We start from the raw sequence: 18601 nt of genomic DNA on the forward strand, positions 1-18601 counted from the left end.
GACATACCCCTCGTGTCTTGTTCCGCGTGGGGGTGTGGGGGGTGGGGGGGGGCGGGGTGGTGGGGCCCCGGGGACGGGCGGCGGGCCCGGCGGGGCGCGTGGTGCTCCCGGCCGGCCCGTCTGTTCCATCGGATGGCGCCCCGGTGGTTCAGTGCATCGCGACGCCGGAGGTCTCCGACGGCAGGTCGCTCGCCTTGGCCTTGATCGCGAAGACCGCGACCAGCAGCGCGACCGCCGCGAGGGCGGCACCCACGATGAAGCCGTGCGAAGTGCCCTGGATGAGGACGGAGTTGGCCGCGTCGGTGCCCGCGGGGAAGTCGTGGTGCTCCTTGAGGTAGCCCAGCTGCTCCGGCGTGGCCGTCTCCATGAACTTCGGCAGCTGCAGCTTGGCCTCGGCCGTGGCGTAGTGGGCGAAGACCGTGGTCAGGATCGACAGGCCGAGCGAGCCGCCGATCTGCTGCATCGAGTTGAGCAGGCCGGACGCTGCGCCGCTCTCCTCGCCGGGGACGCCGGCGACGGCGAGCAGCATGACCGGGACGAAGATCAGGCCCATGCCGAAGCCGAACACCACCGTGGGGCCGAGAACCCCGTCGAGGTAGCCGCTGTCCTTGTCCATCTGGGTCAGCCAGGTCAGGCCGATGGTGACCAGCAGCGCGCCGCCGGCCATGAACGGCTTCGGGCCGTACTTGGCCTGGAGGGTGGACGCGACCTGCGCGGCGATGATGATCGCCACGCTGATCGGCAGGAACGACACGCCGGCCTTCAGCGGGCTGTAGCCGAGCGGGCCCTGCACGAAGAGCACGACGTAGAAGAAGATGCCGAACATGGCCGCGGCCAGGCAGAGCATCATCACCAGGCCGCCGGTGCGGTTGCGGTTGGCGAACAGGTGCAGCGGGGTGATCGGCTGGGCCGTCCGCCGCTCGATCACGACGAACGCGGCGAGCAGGATCACGCCGGCCGCGAAGGAGCCGATCGTGAGCCCGTCCGTCCAGCCGTAGTCCGGGTTGGCCGCGCGGATGAACCCGTAGACGAGGCCGACCAGGCCCAGCGTCGAGGTGAACGCGCCGGGCAGGTCGAAGCGGCCGTCGGTGCGCTCGGACTCGGCGATGTAGCGCGGCGCGGCGATCGCGATCAGCACCGCGATCGGCACGTTGACGAAGAAGACCCAGCGCCAGTCCAGGTACTCGGTGAGCAGACCGCCGGCCAGCAGGCCGATCGCCGCGCCCGATCCCGCCACCGCCGAGAACACGCCGAACGCCTTGTTGCGTTCGGGCCCTTCCTCGAAGTTGGTGGCGATCAGCGCGAACGCCGTCGGTGAACAGATCGCGCCGCCGATGCCCTGGAGCGCGCGGGCGGCCAGCAGCAGGGTGCTGTCCTGGGCGAACCCGCCCAGCAGCGAGGCCAGGCCGAACAGCAGGGTGCCGAAGATGAAGACCCGGCGGCGGCCGAGGATGTCACCCGCGCGACCGCCGAGCAGGAGCAGCCCGCCGAAGGTCAGCGTGTAGGCGTTGATGACCCATGACAGGTCGGTGGTCGAGAAGTTGAGCGCGTCCTTGATGCCCGGCAGCGCGATGTTCACGATGGTCGCGTCGAGTACCACCATGAGCTGCGTCGCCGCGATGACCGCCAGGGTGATGCCCTTGCCCCGGCTCGGGCCGCCGCGCGGTGGTGAGTTCTTGCTGAGAGTGTCGGAAATAGCCACGAAAATGCCCCCTGGCTGGCTATGTGCGTGATGTGCTGCGGACCGTGGGCCCGGCGGAGAACCTGCGCCGTGCTGCAGGCTAGGAAGGAACGGGATCGTTCACTAATCTGGACGATATCCTGGGCCAGTTTGTGAACGCAAGCGTTCCTTAAGGTTGGTGGCAATGGATCATTCGGTGCGACGCCAGGTGACGGACCGGTCGGCCGGCCCGGCCCCGGAGGGAGCGGCGGCGCCGTCGGCGCGGTCGGCGTCCGGCCCGCCGGCGCTGTGCCGGGTGCGGGTGGCCACCGAGGTCCTCACCCGGCCGGTGCGGCGCCGCGGGAAGGAACTGGAGAACGCGATCTTCGCGGCCGCGCTCGACCAGCTCACCTCCGGCGGGTTCGCGCGGCTGACGATGGAGGGCGTCGCCGCTGCGGCGCGGACCGGCAAGGCCGCGCTCTACCGGCGCTGGGCCTCCAAGGTCGAACTCGTCGTGGACGCCCTGGACTCCACTCTCCCACGGCCGAACGGCGTCCCTGACCTCGGGTCCACCCGCGATGAACTCCTGCAGCTCATCGAGGTGTTCGCGGGTGCGATGAACTCGCGCGCGGGCAGCGCCCTGCAGGCGTTGATGGGGGAGCTCGACCACGAACAGGCACAGCTGTTCAAGGACTTCATCGTGCAGCGGGTCGTCGCGCCGACCACCGGGACGATCCTCGACATCCTCCGCCGCGGAGCGGAGCGCGGAGAGGTCCGCCCCGGGGCCGTCACGCCGATGGTCGCGGACGTCGCCCCGGCGATGCTGCTCTACCAGGTCAAGATCTGCGGGCGCGAGAACACCCCGCCCGACTACGCCGTCCGCCTGGTCGACGACGTGCTGATGCCGATGATCGGGGCCTGAGGCGCGCCGGTGACCCGCGGTGACTCCGCGGTGGTTCCCCGGTAGCCGGTGGTGGCTCCGTGGTCGCCCCTCCGGCGTGGCGCGGGGCACCTCGGCGACGGGCTTAGGCTGGAACAGCCCCAGCTGAACGGGCCGCCCAGCCGAACGGAGCCTGCGATGCCCATCGTCCCGCCGACGCACTCCGTCGAGCGCTCGCTCCGCCGGGCCGGCGCCAAGGTCGTCGTCGGGCTGGACGAGGTCGGGCGCGGCGCCTGGGCCGGACCGGTCACCGTCGGCGCGGCCGTCACCGGACTGCGCCGGCCGCCGGAGGGGCTCACCGACTCCAAGCTGCTCACCGAGCTGCGCCGCCGCGCGCTCGCACCGGTCCTCGCCGACTGGGTCACCGCGTACGCGCTCGGCCACGCCTCGCCGCAGGAGTGCGACGAGCTCGGCATGACTGCCGCCCTGCGCCTGGCCGCCGTCCGCGCCTTGGAGGCGCTGCCGGTCGAGCCCGACGCGGTGATCCTCGACGGCAAGCACGACTACCTCGGCGGCCCCTGGCGGGTGCGCACGGTGATCAAGGGTGACCAGTCCTGCATCTGCGTCTCCGCCGCCTCCGTCCTCGCGAAGGTCCACCGCGACGGGATGATGGCCGAACTCGGCGAGCAGCACTCCGCGTACGGCTTCGCCGACAACGCCGGCTACCCGTCCCCGGTGCACCGCGCGGCGCTGGAGGAGTTCGGGCCCACCGAACACCACCGGCTCTCCTGGGCGTACTTGGACGCACTGCCGAAGTGGCGCCACCTGAAGCGGATCCGGCCGGGTCTGGAGGCGGCCGAAGGCTCCGCCGACGAACAGTTGACGCTCGGTTTCTGACGGTCCGTCTGGAATTGCCCCGGGTGGGTCCGGCAACGTCTTGGTGCCCAATGGGTGGGGCGCCCGTGCGCGTTCGACCGGCATTTGATAGATATCCGGGTATGCCTGTCTTCCCCGAGGAGCCGGAGATTCACGAGAGCCTCCCGGGCCCCGGCGTTCCCTTCCCCCGAGAGTCGGACGCACAAGCCCTCCGCGCGCCTGCCACCGGCAGTGCGCCCGCCACCGCACCCACCACCGTCGCCGCGCCCGCCCCGGTGCCCGGCCCGCGCCCAGCGCCGCCGCGCCCGGCACCGCCGAGCGCCGGCCGGCCCGGTCCGCAGCCGCGTCCGGTGCCCAAGCCCGGCCCGGCACCGCGCCGTCCGGCCCCGACCGCACCCCAGATCGAGGTCCGGCGGGTCGCGGCCACCCCGGCCGAGGCGCTGGAGCGCGCCGACGAGGTGGTCGACCAGTTGCTCGACGCCGGGCGCAGCCCGGGCGAGATCCTGGTGCTGACGGTCGGCGAGGCGCACCCGTGGCAGCAGCACGAACTCTCCTTCGGCGAGGAGCGCTACTGGGCGCAACTCGCCGAGGGCGGGGACGTGTTCTACGCGGACGCCGTGCCGACCCGCCCGGCCCGCCGCGAGGTGGTCGTCCTGGTCGCCAACGGCGGACCGGCCGCCCGTGCCGCGGAGGCGTACGCCGCGGCGCTCGGCCACGCGTCCGTGCTGCTCGTGGTCTGCGGCGACGCCGGCCCGGCTGCCAAGGGTGCCGCCGGAGCGGCGCCCGGTCGTCCGGTCAGCGCCTGAGCCGAGCGGCCCCGCCCGGGCCCGGTGCCGTACGGTGCCGGGCCCGCGGGCCGTCGTACCCCGCAGCCGGCCGCAGCCGGCCTGGGAGGCGTGGGGACGGCGGGGTCCTGGGAGCCCATGGCGGCTGCTTGGAAGCCTGTGAAGCTCATGGAGCCCGTGGAACTCGCGGAGCCCGTGGAGGACTCGGGGCTCAGCGGGTCCCGGTGCGGCGGGCCGGTTGGACCGCGGAGAGCCTGGCGGGCGTCCAGGGCCGCTCGGACGTCTGGCGCAGCGCGCGCCGGCCGCCCGGAGCGTCCAGGGCCGTGCGCGGGGGCAGCTCCGTCACGGTGTGGACCGGTCCGTCCGCCCACGAACCCGCGTGCGGATTGCGGCCCTGCCGCCCGTCCCCGAGGATCTGCCAGCCGGCCGGGGTCAGCCCGATGTAGGAGCCGCAGCGCAGTCCGTGCAGGACGGCCGCGTCCCGCAATGCCCACATCCAGGCCCCGTCCTGCTCGGTCCAGCCCGGGGCGCCCTCGCGGCAGCGCAGCAGCACCGCGGTGCGGGTCGGCACGGGCTGGCGCAGGTCGTGCGGGGTGATCTGGCGCAGGTGCGCGAGCAGGGCGTTCCGGTGCTGCCAGCCGTCCGTGTCGTGCGGCCAGGGCGTGAACGAGGCCGAGGCGCTGAGGTGGTGCACCGCGTCGAGGACGGCGACCACGACCGTGCCCGGCTGGGGCAGGTGGCGCTGGTGCAGCTCCAGGACGAAGTCGCGCGGATCGCGCAGCAACGGGATCCCCGAGGCGGTCCAGGTCTCCAGGTCCAGCAGCCGTCTGGGCGCCGAACTCCGGGCGAGGGGAGACTGACCTCGGCCGATACCGTTGATCACGATCCTCCTTCCCGACCCACGGGCACGCGGGTACCTGCGTACGCCGAAGGCAGGGTCCACCGGACCGGGTTTCGGGTACCCGCCAATTCTCGTGGCATCGGGGGCGGAGCGGCAACGATGAAATGATGAACGCCGCCCGAAAGCCCACGTTCTGCCGGATATATTCCCCTCTGGCGCAAGCGGTACTCAGGCATCTCCGCAGCCCGGCGAGGGCCAGGGTGAACGGCCCGTGAACTGGGTTCCGCAATGTCATCGCCCCTCTCCCGTCGTCGGTGCCGCGCGAGCGCCCCGCCGATGTGATCTCTCCCTCCTTTAGGCCATTCGAGTGAGTCCGTCCGAACGGACGGTCCACCTCCGTTCGGGTGTGCGGCCCGGGTGCGCGGCCCGCCGCCCGGGCCGCGCGGATCAGGCCTGCACGGCCAGCACCAGGGGCAGCACCGCGCTCGCCCCGGCCCGGCGCAGCAGGCGCGCGGCGACGGTGACCGTCCAGCCCGAGTCGACGAGGTCGTCCACCAGCAGCACCGGACCGCCCGCGGCGGCCACCGCCTGCGCCAACTCGGGCGGCAGGACCAGCGCTTCGGTCACCGAGCGCAGCCGCTGCGCGCTGTTGCTGCGGGCGCCGTGCGGGGGCCGCCCGTCCGCGTACTCGATCCGCCCGAGCAGCGGCAGCCGCCCGATCTCGGCGATCCGCGCGCCGAGCGTGCCGACCAGCTGGGGGCGGGCCGAGGAGGCCATGGTCACCACGCCGGCCGGCCGCTCCAGCCGGGCGCCGTCGGCCGAGGCCGGCCCGGCCCAGCCGCCCGGCCCGCGCGCCCAGTCGGCGAGCACCGTCACGAGGGCGTCCACCGCCTCGCCGGGGACGGGCACGTCCGGCGCCTGCTCGGCGAGCAGGCCGCGCAGCCGGGTGCCCCAGCCGATGTCGGACAGCCGGCCGAGCGCCCGGCCAGTCTCGGCCTGCTCCCCGGCCGGGATGCGCCCCTTGAGCGGCACGCCGACGGTCTCCATGCCGGTGGGCCAGAGCCGGCGCGGCTCGAAGCCGACCCCGGGGCGGCCGAGCGCGGCGCGGGCGGCCTCCAGCGTGGCGGCCGACACCTCCGGGGTGTGCAGCGGCCCGGCGCAGTTGTCGCACCGCCCGCACGGCGCGGCCTGCTCGTCGTCCAGCTGCCGCCGCAGGAACTCCATCCGGCAGCCGGTGGCCGCCGCGTACTCGCGCATCGCGCGCTGCTCGGCCTCGCGGGAGGCCGCGACCTTGGCGTAGCGGGCGGTGTCGTACTCCCAGCTCTGCCCGGTGGCCGTCCAGCCGCCCTTGACCCGGCGGACGGCGCCGTCCACGTCGAGCACCTTGAGCATGGTCTCCAGCCGGGTGCGGCGCAGGTCCACCCGGGGCTCCAGGGCTGCCGTGGACAGCGGGCGGCCGGCCTCGGCGAGCGCGTCGATCGTGCGGCGCACCTGCTCCTCGGGCGGGAAGGCCAGCGAGGCGAAGTAGCGCCAGATCGCCTCGTCCTCGCGACCGGGCAGGAGCAGCACCTCGGCCCGGTCGACGCCGCGCCCGGCCCGGCCGACCTGCTGGTAGTAGGCGATCGGGGAGCTGGGCGAGCCGAGGTGCACCACGAAGCCGAGGTCGGGCTTGTCGAAGCCCATGCCGAGCGCGGAGGTGGCGACCAGCGCCTTGACCCGGTTGGCCAGCAGGTCGGCCTCGGCGGTGCGGCGCTCGGCGTCCTCGGTGCGGCCGGAGTAGGAGGCCACGGCGAAGCCGCGCTCGCGCAGGAAGGCGGTGACCTCCTCGGCGGCGGCCACCGTCAGCGTGTAGACGATGCCCGAGCCCGGCAGGCGGTCGAGGTGGTCGGCCAGCCAGGCGAGCCGGTGCGCCGGGTCGGGCAGGGCGAGCACGCCGAGGGTGAGGCTCTCCCGGTCGAGCGGGCCGCGCAGCACCAGGGCGTGCTCGTCGGCGGTGCCGGTGCCCAGTTGCTCGGCGACGTCGGCGGTGACCCGGGCGTTGGCCGTGGCGGTGGTGGCCAGCACCGGGACCCGGGGCGGGAGGTCGGCGAGCATGGTGCGCAGCCGGCGGTAGTCGGGGCGGAAGTCGTGGCCCCAGTCGGAGATGCAGTGCGCCTCGTCGACCACGAGCAGGCCGGTGGAGGCGGCGAGCTTGGGGAGCACCTGGTCGCGGAAGTCGGGGTTGTTCAGTCGCTCCGGGCTGACCAGCAGGACGTCTACCTGCCCGGCCGCGACCTCGGCCTGGATCGCGTCCCACTCCTCGGTGTTGGCCGAGTTGATGGTGCGGGCGTGGATGCCGGCCCGGGCCGCGGAGTCGACCTGGTTGCGCATCAGGGCGAGCAGCGGCGAGACGATCACCGTGGGCCCGGCGCCCCGGGCGCGCAGCAGGGCGGTGGCGATGAAGTAGACGGCGGACTTGCCCCAGCCGGTGCGCTGCACGACCAGGGCCCGGCGGTGGTCGACCACCAGGGCCTCGATGGCCGTCCACTGGTCGTCGCGCAGGGCGGCGCCGGGGCCGGCCAGCTCGCGCAGGACGGCCTCGGCCCGCGCCCTGACCTCGGCGCGGTCGGCGGCGGTGGCGGTGGTGTGGATCTCGTGCGGCTGCATGGCGTCCATGTAACCCCGAGGCGCCGACAACGGGCGAATGCCGGGGCGGGCGAGAAGGGTGGAGCCGGGGTGTATGTCATCCGATCGTCGGCTGAACGGCAGTCAAATATCACTCGGGAGAGTGGCGATGACGTGCTCCGAACGAGGGAAGCGGAATTCCGGCCCGGAGTTGTCCACAGGAAAAAACAAAAGTCAGCCGCGGATTTCGGGGCGCGGCACTCTTCCCGTCATGAACGCCATGAACAGCGACAGCGCCATGAACAGCGACAACGGCATGGACAACGACAACGGCATGAACGACGACACCACGACGAACGGGGACAACGTGACGCTCTCCCTGGGCCCCGCCTCCGGCCACCGGCCGGTGACGATGCGCGGCCCGGCCGACATGGCCGAGCTGCTGCCCTACCTCCTGGGCTTCTTCCCCGACGACAGCATCGTCGCCGTCGGCCTGAACGGTCCCGACCTCCACCAGGGCGGGGTGCTCCGGGCGGACATCCCCGCGTCCCGCGCGCAGTGGCCGGCCGCGGCGGAGGAGACGGCCGCCCTGCTGGTCGACGTCTCGGAACAGCGCGGCAGCCGCCCGATCCAGGTGCTCCTCTACCTCTGCCAGGATCCCGTCCCCGGGCACGGGCCGCCGGTGGTGGACGGCCTGCGGCCGCTGGCCGACGGCCTCCGGGCCGCGTTCGCCCGCCGGGGCGTGCCGGTCAAGGAGTCGCTGTGCGTCTCGGACGGTCGCTGGTGGTCCTTCCTCTGCCGCCGGGAGGGCTGCTGCGATCCGGCGGGGAACCCGATCCGCCCCGCCCCCGCCCCGGGGCCAGCCGCCGCCGCGGCGACGTTCGCGGGCCTCGCCCCGCGAGGCAGCCGGAAGGCGATCATCGCGGGGCTGGCCCCGATCGGCCCGCCCGGTGCCGAGGCCCAGCGGACGGCCCTCGCACGGGTCGGGACGGCCGATCCGTCGGCGCCGGGGATCGCCCTGCTCGACCAGGCCTTCGTCGAGTTCGCGGCCGGTGCCCGCGAGCTCGACGAGGACCGGACGGCACGGCTGCTGCTCGCCCTGCGGGACCGGCACACCCGGGACCGCGGCGCCGAGTACGTCCGGCCCGCCGAGCTGGCGTCCGCCGAGCGGCTCTGGCGCTTCCTCGCCCGGCGCGCGGTGCCGCCGTACGAGGGCTGCGCGGTCGCCCCGCTGACCTTGCTGGCCTGGGCGTCCTGGGTCGCGGGGGACACGGCGACGGCCCGGGTGGTGCTCGGCCGCGCCCTCGACCTCGACCCGTCCTACCTGCTGGCCGATCTGCTGCACGAGTCGCTCAACGACGGGATGACCCCGGAGGCGCTGCTCGCGGCCGTCGAGGGCCAGCGGCTCCGCCGGGAGGCGAAGCGGGCGGGGGAGGCGAAGGAGGAGAACGGGGTGAAGGAGGAGCCGACGGTGCCGGAGCCGACCGACGAGGAGAGCGGCGGCCCGGCCGCCGATCCGGGCGGAGCACCGGAAGGGACGCCGGATGGGACGCCGGACGAGCCGTCGGGCGGCCCCCGGGAAGGGGCGCCCGGGCGGGGGAAGGCCAGGCGCAGGCGCCGGGGCGGCCGTCGGGCGGGCGCCGCTGCTCCGGGGACGCCGGGCGGTGTTCCCGGTGGGCCCGCCCCGGCCCTGCCGGAGGCGGACGGCCTCGGGCCGGTCGCCCTGCTCGCGGAGCCGGGCCGCGGCCGGGGGGAGCGCCCCGACGCGACCCTGAGGCTGGGCCGCGGCCGGGCGTGCAGCGGGGCGGCGGTGCCGCTCGGGAGCGGGGCGCACCGCTGCATCGGGAGGTCGGCCCGGGGAGCCCGTCATGGGCGCTGACGTCCTTCTCCGCCCGCTCCGGGCTCCCCGGGGCCGGGCCGGGCTACAGCTCGCCGTGCGCCATCTTGATCAGGCGGTCCAGCACCTTGCCGCCGCTCACCCGCAGGCCGTCGTGCTCCCACTCGTTGGTGATCCAGGTCCGCAGGCCGCGCACCGCGCGGGCGGTCTCCAGCGAGTCGGCGGTGTCCACGTACATGTCGTCGTGGTACACGGCCGCCACGACGGGCACCTCGTTGGCGGCGAGCCGCTGCGGGTCGTAGAGGTCGGGCCAGTCGGCCCGGGCGGCCAGCAGCTCGGCGGCCTCCTTCAGCGGCCGCAGCGCCGGGTCGGTGTCGAACATCCAGGGGTAGATCATCTCCCCGGTGAACAGCACCGGGGCCTCCGTCTCCAGCGCGGCCCGGGCGTCGAACCCGGGGAACTCCTTGCGGAGCCGCTCGGCCGACCACGCGGTGCCGCCCGCGTCGACCGACCGCTGGCCGTAGATCGACTCGTGCAGCACGGCGTACAGCGGGCCCTCGGCGAAGGAGATCCTGGCCTGGACGCCGTACAGGAAGGTGTCGGAGAGCTCGGGCCCGTCCGGGCCCTCCACCCAGGCCTCCTCCAGCAGGTAGTGCAGGGCGCCGGAGCCGCTGCCGCCGCCCAGCATCATCCCGAGCGACTGGAAGGCCTCGACGGTGAGCAGGCCGCCGTCGGGCAGCGTGGCCGGGGCGGCGGCGAGGTGCGCGGCGATCCGCCGCACCGCTTCGACGTCCTGCGGGAACCGCTCGTAGTGCCCTTCGTTCTTGCGGACCACCCGCGGGTAGGCGGCCCGGTAGACGTCGTCCGCCGAGCTCCGCAGGCCCGCGAGGCCGCCGGTGACGAAGGCCTCCGTCAGGCCCTCGGGGGCGATCGAGAGGTAGGTGAGGGTGCAGAAGCCGCCGAAGCTCTGGCCGAGCACGCTCCAGCGCTGGTCCGCGCCGAGCAGGTGGCGGCGGATCAGCTCGGCGTCGCGCACGATCGAGTCCGCACGGAAGTGCGCCAGGTAGTCCGCCTGCTCCCGGGCGCCGCCGCGCCGGGCGAGGGTCCGGCGGGTCGCGGGCGTCGAGCGCCCGGTGCCGCGCTGGTCGAGCAGGAGCACCCGGTAGTCGTCCAGGGCCCGGTCCAGCCACGCGTCCCGGCCGAGCGGGCGGGCCGCCTTGCCACCCGGGCCGCCCTGGAGGAAGAGCAGCCACGGCAGGTCGTCCCGCTCGCGGCCGGCGGCCACCACCTCGCGGGCGTACACCGAGATCCGCTCGCCCTCGGGGGCGGCGTGGTCCAGCGGGAGCTGGAAGACGTGGTCGGTCGTGACAATCCCGGGCAGCCGGCTGGCGGTGGACATACAACTCCTCGGTCTCTGCAGGTCACAGCGGTCACGTCGCCGTTCACGGTGTCACCGGGTGCGGGCGCCGCGACACCCGCACCGTATCCTGGCCGCCGTCGGGCGCCGGTTCGACGGCCGTGCTCCTCCCCGGGGCGCGCCCGGGACCGGCCGCCGCCGGGGTCGCGCGGTCCGCTGCCGGGCCCGCGGTGACGGCCCGCCACCGACCGTCCGGGTGCGGCGCGGCAGGAGCGCCCGAGCCCGGAGGCTCCGGCCGGGCGTGACCTGGGGCCGGTGTGCGGCGTTGACTCCGGGGGCCCTGTGCGCGCACCGCGGCGGGAACCGCGCCGTACCGGCGTCCCGAACGCCGGACTCGCGAGCGGCCGCACACGGCACCGCGACCGGCCGCCGCGCGCGAGCGGCCGACCGGGGCGACGGGCCACGGGGAGAGGGCGCCACCGGCCTGCCGGTGCGCGAGGCCCGACGGCGGGCCGGGCACACCGACGTGCCCGGCGCGCCGACCCGGCGCGCGGGTACCGGCCCGGTACCGCGCACCGCATGGCACGACCCGCCACCGGGTACGGCCAGACACGGCAGAACCGCCGACGGGACACCCCGCCGGCCCGGCACCATCAGCACGCGATCGAGCATGCTCGCGGCCCACCGGCCTGACCCGGCCACCGGACCGCCGAGGGGAGGAGAGTCCGGTGACCGCCATGAGGCCGCCCCAGGCCGCGCCGGCCGAGACCGTGGTCGGCGCGCCGCGACCGGTCGGCCGCCCCGACCAGGTCCCGGCCGGCCCGCCCCGGCCGCAGCCCGCCGCCGTCCACCACGCGGTGCTCTGCGTCAAGGCCCCCGGGATGGCCGCCTCCGGGCCGGACGGCCAGCTGCGCGGGCACGGGCTCCACGGCTTCTACCGCAACGGCGTCCGGGTCGTCGCGCGGATGGAGCTGCGCCTCGGCGGCATGGAGCCGCTGCCCCTCCAGGGCACCCAGACGAGCGCCGCCGAGGCCCGGTTCCTCGGTGCCGTCCGCCTTCCCGGCGACCTCGACCCGGACCCGGCGCTCACCGTGGAGCGGCTGCGCCAGGCGGACGGCGTGGAGACGGTGATCGTGCGCAACACCGGGGCCCGGCCCGCCCGGCTCCCACTGGAGATCGCGCTCGGCACCGACCTCGGCCCGGTCGGCGAGATCGCCGCCGGGCACCGCTCACCGGACCTGCCGGGCCAGGTGCAGTCCGCGGGCCTGCGCTGGGCCGGCCCGGCGCACAGCGCGGTGGTGTCCGCGAAGCCGTCCCCGCACGCCGTCCTCGCCGGTGCCGGGGTGCTCCGCTGGGACCTGGAGGTGCAGCCGGGCGCCCGCTGGTCGGTCGAGCTGCGTGCCGAGCTGGAGAGCACCGTGCCCGGTGCGCGTCCGCCGGGCGGTCGCGGCACGGGCGTCCCGCTGCCCTGGTCCGAACCGGAGGTCCGCGCCGACGACGGCCGGGCGGCGCTGCTGGTCACCCGCTCCCTCGACGCCCTCGGCGGCCTGCTCTTCGCCGACCCGGACCGACCGACCGACCTCTACCCGGCCTCCGGGGCGCCCTGGCGCTTCGGCCTCGCCCCGGCCGACGCGCTGTGGGCCGCCCGGCTGACCCTCCCGCTCGGCACCCGGCTCGCCGCCGGCACCCTGCGGGCGCTGGCCCGGCGCCAGCAGCTCGCCCCGGCGCCGGGCCGCACCGAGGGGCTGCTGCCCGGCGCCCTGCGGCACGGCGGTCCCGAGCTCCCGCCCACCTGCACCGCGACCGAGGCCACCCTGCTGTTCGTCACGGTGCTGGCCGAGGCCTGGCGCTGGGGCCTGCCGAGGGCCGAGGTCGCGGACCTGCTCCCGGCCGCCGAACGGGCCCTCGGCGCCCTCCGGGACGGCCTGGTCGACGGCTTCGTCACCGACCTGAGCCGTCCGGCCGAGGACCGCGCCGCCCACCCGGTGGCCGCCCGCGCCGAGGTCCAAGCCCAGGCGCACCGCGCCGCCCTGCACGGCGCCGAGCTCCTGGAGGCCTTCGGCCGCCCCGGCGCCGAGGAGTGGCGCGGCTGGGCCGCCGGGCTGCGCGGGCGCTTCCGCGAGCGGTTCTGGATCGACGACCTCTCCGGCGGGCGCCCCGCCGCGGGCCTGGCCCCGGGCGGGCAGCCGCTCCCGGCCGTCGCCTCCTCCTTCGTCCACCTGCTCGACACCGGCCTCGCGGTCGACGGCGGCCGCCACGAGAGCCTGCTGGACCGCGAGCAGACGCGGCTGCTCGCCCAGCGCCTCGTGGCCCCGGAACTGGACAGCGGCTGGGGTCTGCGCACCCTGAGTGCCAAGTCGCCGCGCTTCAACCCGCTGGGCCACCGGGGCGGCGCCGTGCGGGTGCACGAGACCGCCCTCGCGATCGCCGGGCTCGCCGGGGCCGGCCACGAGAACGAGGCCGGCACCCTGCTGGAGGGCCTGCTCGCCGCGGCCACCCACTTCGAGGGCCGCGTGCCCGAGATGTACGCCGGCGAGCAGCGGATCCCCGGCTGCCCGCCCGTCCCGCACCCGGCCGCGTGCCGTCCGGCGGCGGTCTCGGCCGCCGGGGCCGCCCACGCGGTCTTCGCCCTCGCCGGGGTCCGCCCGGACGTCCCCGGCGGCCGGGTCAAGGTCCGCCCGGCGAGCACGGCCCCGCTCGGCGAGCTGGAGCTGACCAACCTGCGGGTGTCCGGGGAGCGCTTCTCCGTCCGGGTGAGCCGCATCGGCGTGGCCATGGTCGAGGAGGCGCCCGCGGACCTCCAGCTCGTGGCGCGCTGACCCCCGCCCGGGCCTGCCCCGCGGGCCATGGGCACGGGTTGTACACGGGCCTGTGCTTATCGTCAGAGAGACGACTATGATCGTCGCCATGTCGCGCTATGACCCGTCGGCCTTCCCCCCGTTCGCAGTCACCGTTGACCTGGTGGTGCTGACGGTGCGCGACCATGAGCTGTGTGCCCTGCTGGTGAGACGGGGCGAGCCCCCGTTCCAGGGGTACTGGGCGCTGCCCGGCGGGTTCGTGCGGCCGGACGAGGGCCTGGCCGAGGCGGCCTCCCGCGAGCTGGCCGAGGAGACCGGGCTGCGGGCGCACTCCGCGCCCGGACACGACGCCGTCGGCCCGGGCGCGGCCGGCGCCCACCTGGAACAGCTGGCCACCTACGGCCACCCGCAGCGCGACCCCCGCATGCGGGTGGTCAGCGTCGCGTACCTCGTCCTCGCTCCCGACCTACCGACGCCGCGGGCCGGCGGGGACGCCAGCAGCGCCCGCTGGGCGCCGGTCGCCGAGCTGCTCGGGCAGAGCCCGGCCGACGGGGTGCCGCTCGCCTTCGACCACGGGCTGATCCTGGCCGACGGGGTCGAGCGCGCCCGCTCCAAGATCGAGTACTCCTCGCTCGCCACCGCCTTCTGCCCGGCCGAGTTCACCGTCGGCGAGCTGCGGAGGGTCTACGAGGCCGTCTGGGGCGTGGTCCTGGACCCGCGGAACTTCCACCGCAAGGTCACCGGCACCCCCGGCTTCCTGCTGCCCTCCGGCGGCACCACGACCCGTCAGGGCGGGCGCCCGGCGCAGCTGTTCACCGCGGGCGGTGCGACGGTGCTCAACCCGCCCATGCTCCGCCCGGAGTCCTGAGGTCGCGCGCCCCCGTACGTCGGCCCGCCTCGGTCCGGTCCCAGCCCGCCCGGCCCGTCGGCCGGGGAATCGCAGGATCGGATTGTCCCCTGATCGGGTGAGGTGGGTGGCCCGCGGGCCCGCGCCGCTCCCGTAATGCCCGGAATCTCCTCCGCCGACCCCTAATGTGCTGGCGCGGGGCCGGTCGAGGGCATGGGAGCAGGCAGCGATGATCCAGATCACCGGACTGACCAAGGTCCGCGGCAAGGGCGCTCCGCCGGTCTTGCTGGACCTGACCTTCGACGCCAGACCCGGCCTCGTGACGACGCTGCTCGGCCCCGAGGGCGCCGGCAAGTCCACCGCGCTGCGGCTGATGGTCGAACTCGACCGCGGGCAGGGCGTCACGCTCTTCCACGGCCGCACCTACCGCCGCCTGCGCCGCCCCGAGCGCGAGGTCGGCGTGCTGCTGCAGGGGCCGGGGGAGGGGAGCACGGCCGTGGCCGGGCACCCGGGCCGCACGGCGCGCGGTCAGCTGCGGATGCTCGCCGCGGCCGTCGGCGTGCCCGCCCGCAGAGCCGACGAACTGCTGGAGCAGACCCGGCTGGCCACCGTCGCCGGGCAGCGGCTGCGCACCTTCTCGCCCGGCATGCACCGGCGGCTGGCGCTCGCGGCCGCGCTGCTGGGCGACCCCGGCGCGCTGCTCCTGGACGCGCCGACCGAGGGCCTGTCCCCGCGCAACGTGGAGTGGTTCCACTCCTTCCTGCGCTCGTTCGCGGTCGCGGGCGGGACGGTCCTGGTGACCACCCGCACCCCGCAGGAGGCGTCCCGGCTGGCCGACCGCGTGATCACGCTGGACCGGGGCCGGCTGGTGGCCGACCAGCCGGTGGTCGAGTTCCGCCGCACCCGGCTCAGCCCCGAAGTGGCCGTCCGCGGACCGCAGATGGCGCGGCTGGCCGACCTCCTGGTGGGCCAGGGCGCCCAGGTGCGCCGGGACGGCGGCGCCGGTCTCGCCGTGGCGGGCATCGGGCGCACCGAGATCGGCGAACTGGCCTACCGGCACGGCATCCTGCTGCACGAACTGGCGGACCGCGTGGTCGAGCAGCCCGCCCCGAGGGCCGTCCTGCCGACCGCCTCCGGCCGCTCCGGCCAGATCCACGTCCAGCCGAAGTCCGCCGATGAGCGCAAGCCCGTCGCACAGCCGCAGCCGCAGCCGTCGGCCGGACCGGCCGGTCCGGCCGGTCCGGCCGGAATGACAGAACCGGCCGAACCGGCCGAGCCGACCGAGCCGACCGAGCCGAGGCCCCACGGCGACGCCGCCTTGCCCACCCGGGCCCTGCCGGTCGCCTCCGGCGCCTCCGTCGCGACCGCCCTCTCCGCCCTCGCCGTCACCGGGGCCACCCGCGAGCGGCCGGCCGAGCCCCCGCGCGCGCACGACGCCTCGGACGAGTCCGGGGCCGCACCGGAGCCCGTGCTCCGCCCCGTCCGGGTGCCCAAGCCCGATCTCCGTTCCGCCGACAGCGCCGCGACGACCGTGGCGGTGGACCGCCTCTTCAGAGCCGGGCCCACGGCTCCGGCCGCCGCCCTGCTGTCGGACGACACCGTCCGGCTCGGCCGCGTGACGCCTGCGGCATCCCCGGCCGCTCCCGTCACCCCCACCACCTCCACCACCGCCCCCACCACCTCCACGACCACCTCCGCCACCCCCGTCGACCCCCGGAGCGAGTGAACCGTGCGCGTCCTGGCCTACGAGCTGCGCCGGCTGCGCGGCCTCCGTTCCACCTGGCTGCTCCTCGCCGCCGTGCTGCTCTGCGACGCCGTCGTGGCCGCCGTCCTGGCGGGCCAGCGGCCGGAGGGCCCGCTGCCCGGCCCGGCCGGGGTGCGGCTGCTGACCGCGGCCTTCCCGCTGCTCCCGCTGCCCTTCGCGGCGCTCGGGGCCGGCCTGCTGGGCGCCCTCGCGTACGGGCACGAGGTCCGCTTCCCGGGGCTGCCGGCCTCGTGCGTGTCGTATCCGCGCCGGGTCCGGCTGCTGGTGGCCAAGCTGCTGGTGATCGGCCCGGTGGCGGGGCTGCTGGCGCTGGCCACCCTGGTGGTGGACACGGTGGCCGTGCACCTCGCGCTGCCCGCCGGGGTGACGGTGGCGGCCTGGGCGGACCCGTCCGCGTTGTCCGGGCGGGTGTCCGGGGCGCTGACCTCGGCCGGGCTGTCCGGGCTCGCCGACCTGCCGGGAGCGTTCGGGCCGGTGGCCCTGGTCGCCGGGCACGGGGTTCCGGGCGCCCTGCTGGCCTTCGTCCTCCTGACGGTCGTGGCGGGCTGGACCGGCGTCCTGACGGCCTCGCTCACCCGCAGCGCCGTCGCCGGCGTGCTCGTGCTGTGCGCGCTGCCGCCGCTGCTGGAGTCGGGCGTGGCCCTGCTGCTGCGGCAGACCGGCACGCCGTGGCCGACCCGGGCGGCCGAACTGCTGCCGTTCCAGTCGGGCGTCGAATGGGCGTACGGGTGGGTTTACGGCGGAGACCGGCGGGTGGCGCCCGGAGGCACCGCGCTGACGGACCCGGCGCTCCTCGCGGCAGTGGCCGCCCCGGCGGCCGTCCTGCTGGTGGCGGCCCTGGTGATCCAGACCCGGCGCCGCGCGCTCTGATTCCCGGGCCGCCGACCCGAAGCACCAAGATCGACCAGCAGTGACCGTAATGCGCGGTTCTTCCTGATAAGAAGTCAATTATCCAGTCACGGCCGATCACCCTTTCGTGTGCTTTTCACGAGAATTCTCAAGCTGCGCCTGCCGATCGCCGACAAAGGACCTGTGAGTACCCTTGCGCACCCCACCATGACCCCCGCCCGTTCCGCCGATGGGCCCATCCACGGCCCCGGCGATCTGGACCGCTTCTCGTACGCCGACCGGCCGACCCCGCCGGCGCCCCGCTGGGAGGGCGCCGAGTCCGAGCTCGCCAGGGTCGGCCGCAAGACCACCAGCAGCCGCGGCCGCGGTCTGCACGGCCAGCTGGTCCAGCAGCTCGGCCAGATGATCGTCTCCGGTGACCTCGGCGCCGACCGCCCGCTGGTGCCCGAGGAGATCGGTCAGCGCTTCGAGGTCTCCCGCACGGTCGTCCGCGAGTCGCTGCGCGTGCTGGAGGCCAAGGGTCTGGTCAGCGCCCGGCCGAACGTCGGCACCCGGGTCCGTCCGGTCGGCGACTGGAACCTGCTCGACCCGGACATCATCGAGTGGCGCGCCTTCGGTCCCCAGCGGGACGAGCAGCGCCGGGAGCTCTTCGAGCTGCGCTGGGCCATCGATCCCCTGGCCGCCCGGCTGGCCGCCGGCCACGGCCGCGAGGACGTCCAGCAGCGCCTGGTCGAGCTGGTCGAGATCATGGGCCACGCCGCCGCCCAGGCCGACCTCTCGACCTACACCCGGGCCGACGCCGAGCTGCACGGCCTCGTGCTGCAGATGGCCGGGAACCGGATGCTGGAGCACCTCTCGGGGATCATCTCCTGCGCGCTCCAGGTCTCGGGCGGCCCGACGACCTCCTGCGAGCGCCCCTCCGAGGCCTCGGTCAGCCTGCACTCCCGGCTGGTGGACGCGCTCGGCACCGGCGACGGCACGGCGGGCGAGGCCGCGATGCGGGCGCTGCTCACCGTCCACCCCGAGATCGAGCCGTCCGTCCCGGCCCCCCGGGAGCACTGAACGGTCTGGTTCGGTCCGCCCGCCCACGGCCCTCCGGCCGCACCGCCCGGTGCAGCCGGAGGGCCGTTCTGCCGGGCCCGGAGGGACATCCCGTCGGGGGCCGGGACGGCCTCCGGGCCGGGTGGGCATGTGCATGGCGGCAGATTCCGGCGCGAGTGCGCGATGATGGAGTCCGGCCCCGGGCCGCGGGCGCCCGAGCGGTGTGACCCGCGACACGAAGGCCATGCGTAACACTTGACGAGTAGCAGCGATGTGTCCTGAGCGGAAGCAGCTCCGGAATACTCCAGCACGCCACGTGGCTGTGTTGGTCCGCGGCGCTGCTGCCGTCCTGCAAACCCAGTCCTCAAGCCCGAGTCGGTCGGAATCGACACCGCGCGTCCGACGCGCGATCTCCTTCCCCGCCCGCTCGGGCGGCCGGTACGGGTTCGAGTCCACTCATC

General features: G+C 75.5%; 13 protein-coding genes. 9 read left to right on the forward strand and 4 right to left on the reverse strand.

The genetic code is table 11. The annotated features are described in order from the left end of the window. Window positions 1-148: 148 nt before the first annotated feature. Window positions 149-1696: an MFS transporter gene (locus ACFV4G_RS12915; RefSeq protein ID WP_380439577.1), complete on the reverse strand. Its 1548-nt coding sequence runs from the start codon at window positions 1694-1696 to the stop codon at window positions 149-151. A 181-nt stretch (window positions 1697-1877) separates the two neighbouring features. Between ACFV4G_RS12915 and ACFV4G_RS12920 the strand changes: the two genes are divergently transcribed. The 3 genes from ACFV4G_RS12920 to ACFV4G_RS12930 all read left to right on the forward strand — a co-directional run bounded on the left by ACFV4G_RS12920 (window position 1878) and on the right by ACFV4G_RS12930 (window position 4222). Beyond that, window positions 1878-2582: a TetR-like C-terminal domain-containing protein gene (locus tag ACFV4G_RS12920; protein ID WP_380439496.1), complete on the forward strand. Its 705-nt coding sequence runs from the start codon at window positions 1878-1880 to the stop codon at window positions 2580-2582. A 156-nt stretch (window positions 2583-2738) separates the two neighbouring features. Continuing rightward, entirely contained in the window at window positions 2739-3437 is a 699-nt protein-coding gene (locus tag ACFV4G_RS12925) for a ribonuclease HII (RefSeq protein ID WP_380439498.1), read from the forward strand. A gap of 329 nt (window positions 3438-3766) precedes the next feature. Further along, a complete protein-coding gene (locus ACFV4G_RS12930) occupies window positions 3767-4222 on the forward strand; it encodes a hypothetical protein (protein WP_380439500.1) in 456 nt (151 codons plus the stop codon). A 190-nt stretch (window positions 4223-4412) separates the two neighbouring features. Here ACFV4G_RS12930 and ACFV4G_RS12935 read toward each other — a convergent pair whose 3' ends face one another. Both ACFV4G_RS12935 and ACFV4G_RS12940 read right to left on the reverse strand, forming a co-directional pair. Further along, complete coding sequence (locus ACFV4G_RS12935) at window positions 4413-5084, reverse strand: hypothetical protein (RefSeq protein ID WP_380439502.1); 672 nt, start codon at window positions 5082-5084, stop codon at window positions 4413-4415. Between the two features lie 405 nt (window positions 5085-5489). Then, entirely contained in the window at window positions 5490-7688 is a 2199-nt protein-coding gene (locus ACFV4G_RS12940) for a RecQ family ATP-dependent DNA helicase (protein ID WP_380439578.1), read from the reverse strand. 229 nt (window positions 7689-7917) lie between these two features. Here ACFV4G_RS12940 and ACFV4G_RS12945 point away from each other — a divergent pair, with 229 nt between their 5' ends. Further along, complete coding sequence (locus ACFV4G_RS12945) at window positions 7918-9525, forward strand: DUF4192 domain-containing protein (RefSeq protein ID WP_380439504.1); 1608 nt, start codon at window positions 7918-7920, stop codon at window positions 9523-9525. A gap of 43 nt (window positions 9526-9568) precedes the next feature. Here ACFV4G_RS12945 and ACFV4G_RS12950 read toward each other — a convergent pair whose 3' ends face one another. Then, window positions 9569-10882: an alpha/beta fold hydrolase gene (locus ACFV4G_RS12950; RefSeq protein ID WP_380439506.1), complete on the reverse strand. Its 1314-nt coding sequence runs from the start codon at window positions 10880-10882 to the stop codon at window positions 9569-9571. Window positions 10883-11577: 695 nt separating this feature from the next. On the opposite strand from ACFV4G_RS12950, the gene ACFV4G_RS12955 reads away from it, so the two are divergent. The 5 genes from ACFV4G_RS12955 to ACFV4G_RS12975 all read left to right on the forward strand — a co-directional run bounded on the left by ACFV4G_RS12955 (window position 11578) and on the right by ACFV4G_RS12975 (window position 18161). Continuing rightward, on the forward strand, window positions 11578-13659 hold the full coding sequence (locus tag ACFV4G_RS12955; protein ID WP_380439580.1) for a glycogen debranching N-terminal domain-containing protein: 2082 nt from the start codon (window positions 11578-11580) through the stop codon (window positions 13657-13659). A gap of 88 nt (window positions 13660-13747) precedes the next feature. Further along, a complete protein-coding gene (locus ACFV4G_RS12960; RefSeq protein WP_359964826.1) occupies window positions 13748-14506 on the forward strand; it encodes an NUDIX domain-containing protein in 759 nt (252 codons plus the stop codon). Window positions 14507-14714: 208 nt separating this feature from the next. Beyond that, window positions 14715-16211 carry an ATP-binding cassette domain-containing protein gene (locus tag ACFV4G_RS12965; protein WP_380439508.1) on the forward strand — a complete coding sequence of 499 codons (1497 nt, stop codon included), beginning with the start codon at window positions 14715-14717 and terminating at the stop codon, window positions 16209-16211. A gap of 3 nt (window positions 16212-16214) precedes the next feature. Next, window positions 16215-17120 carry a hypothetical protein gene (locus ACFV4G_RS12970; protein WP_380439510.1) on the forward strand — a complete coding sequence of 302 codons (906 nt, stop codon included), beginning with the start codon at window positions 16215-16217 and terminating at the stop codon, window positions 17118-17120. A 162-nt stretch (window positions 17121-17282) separates the two neighbouring features. Continuing rightward, window positions 17283-18161, forward strand: coding sequence for a FadR/GntR family transcriptional regulator (locus ACFV4G_RS12975; protein WP_380439512.1), 879 nt, complete (start codon window positions 17283-17285; stop codon window positions 18159-18161). The last annotated feature ends 440 nt before the right edge of the window (window positions 18162-18601 follow it).

It is taken from the genome of Kitasatospora sp. NPDC059747 (assembly GCF_042732955.1).
GTDB lineage: Bacteria > Actinomycetota > Actinomycetes > Streptomycetales > Streptomycetaceae > Kitasatospora.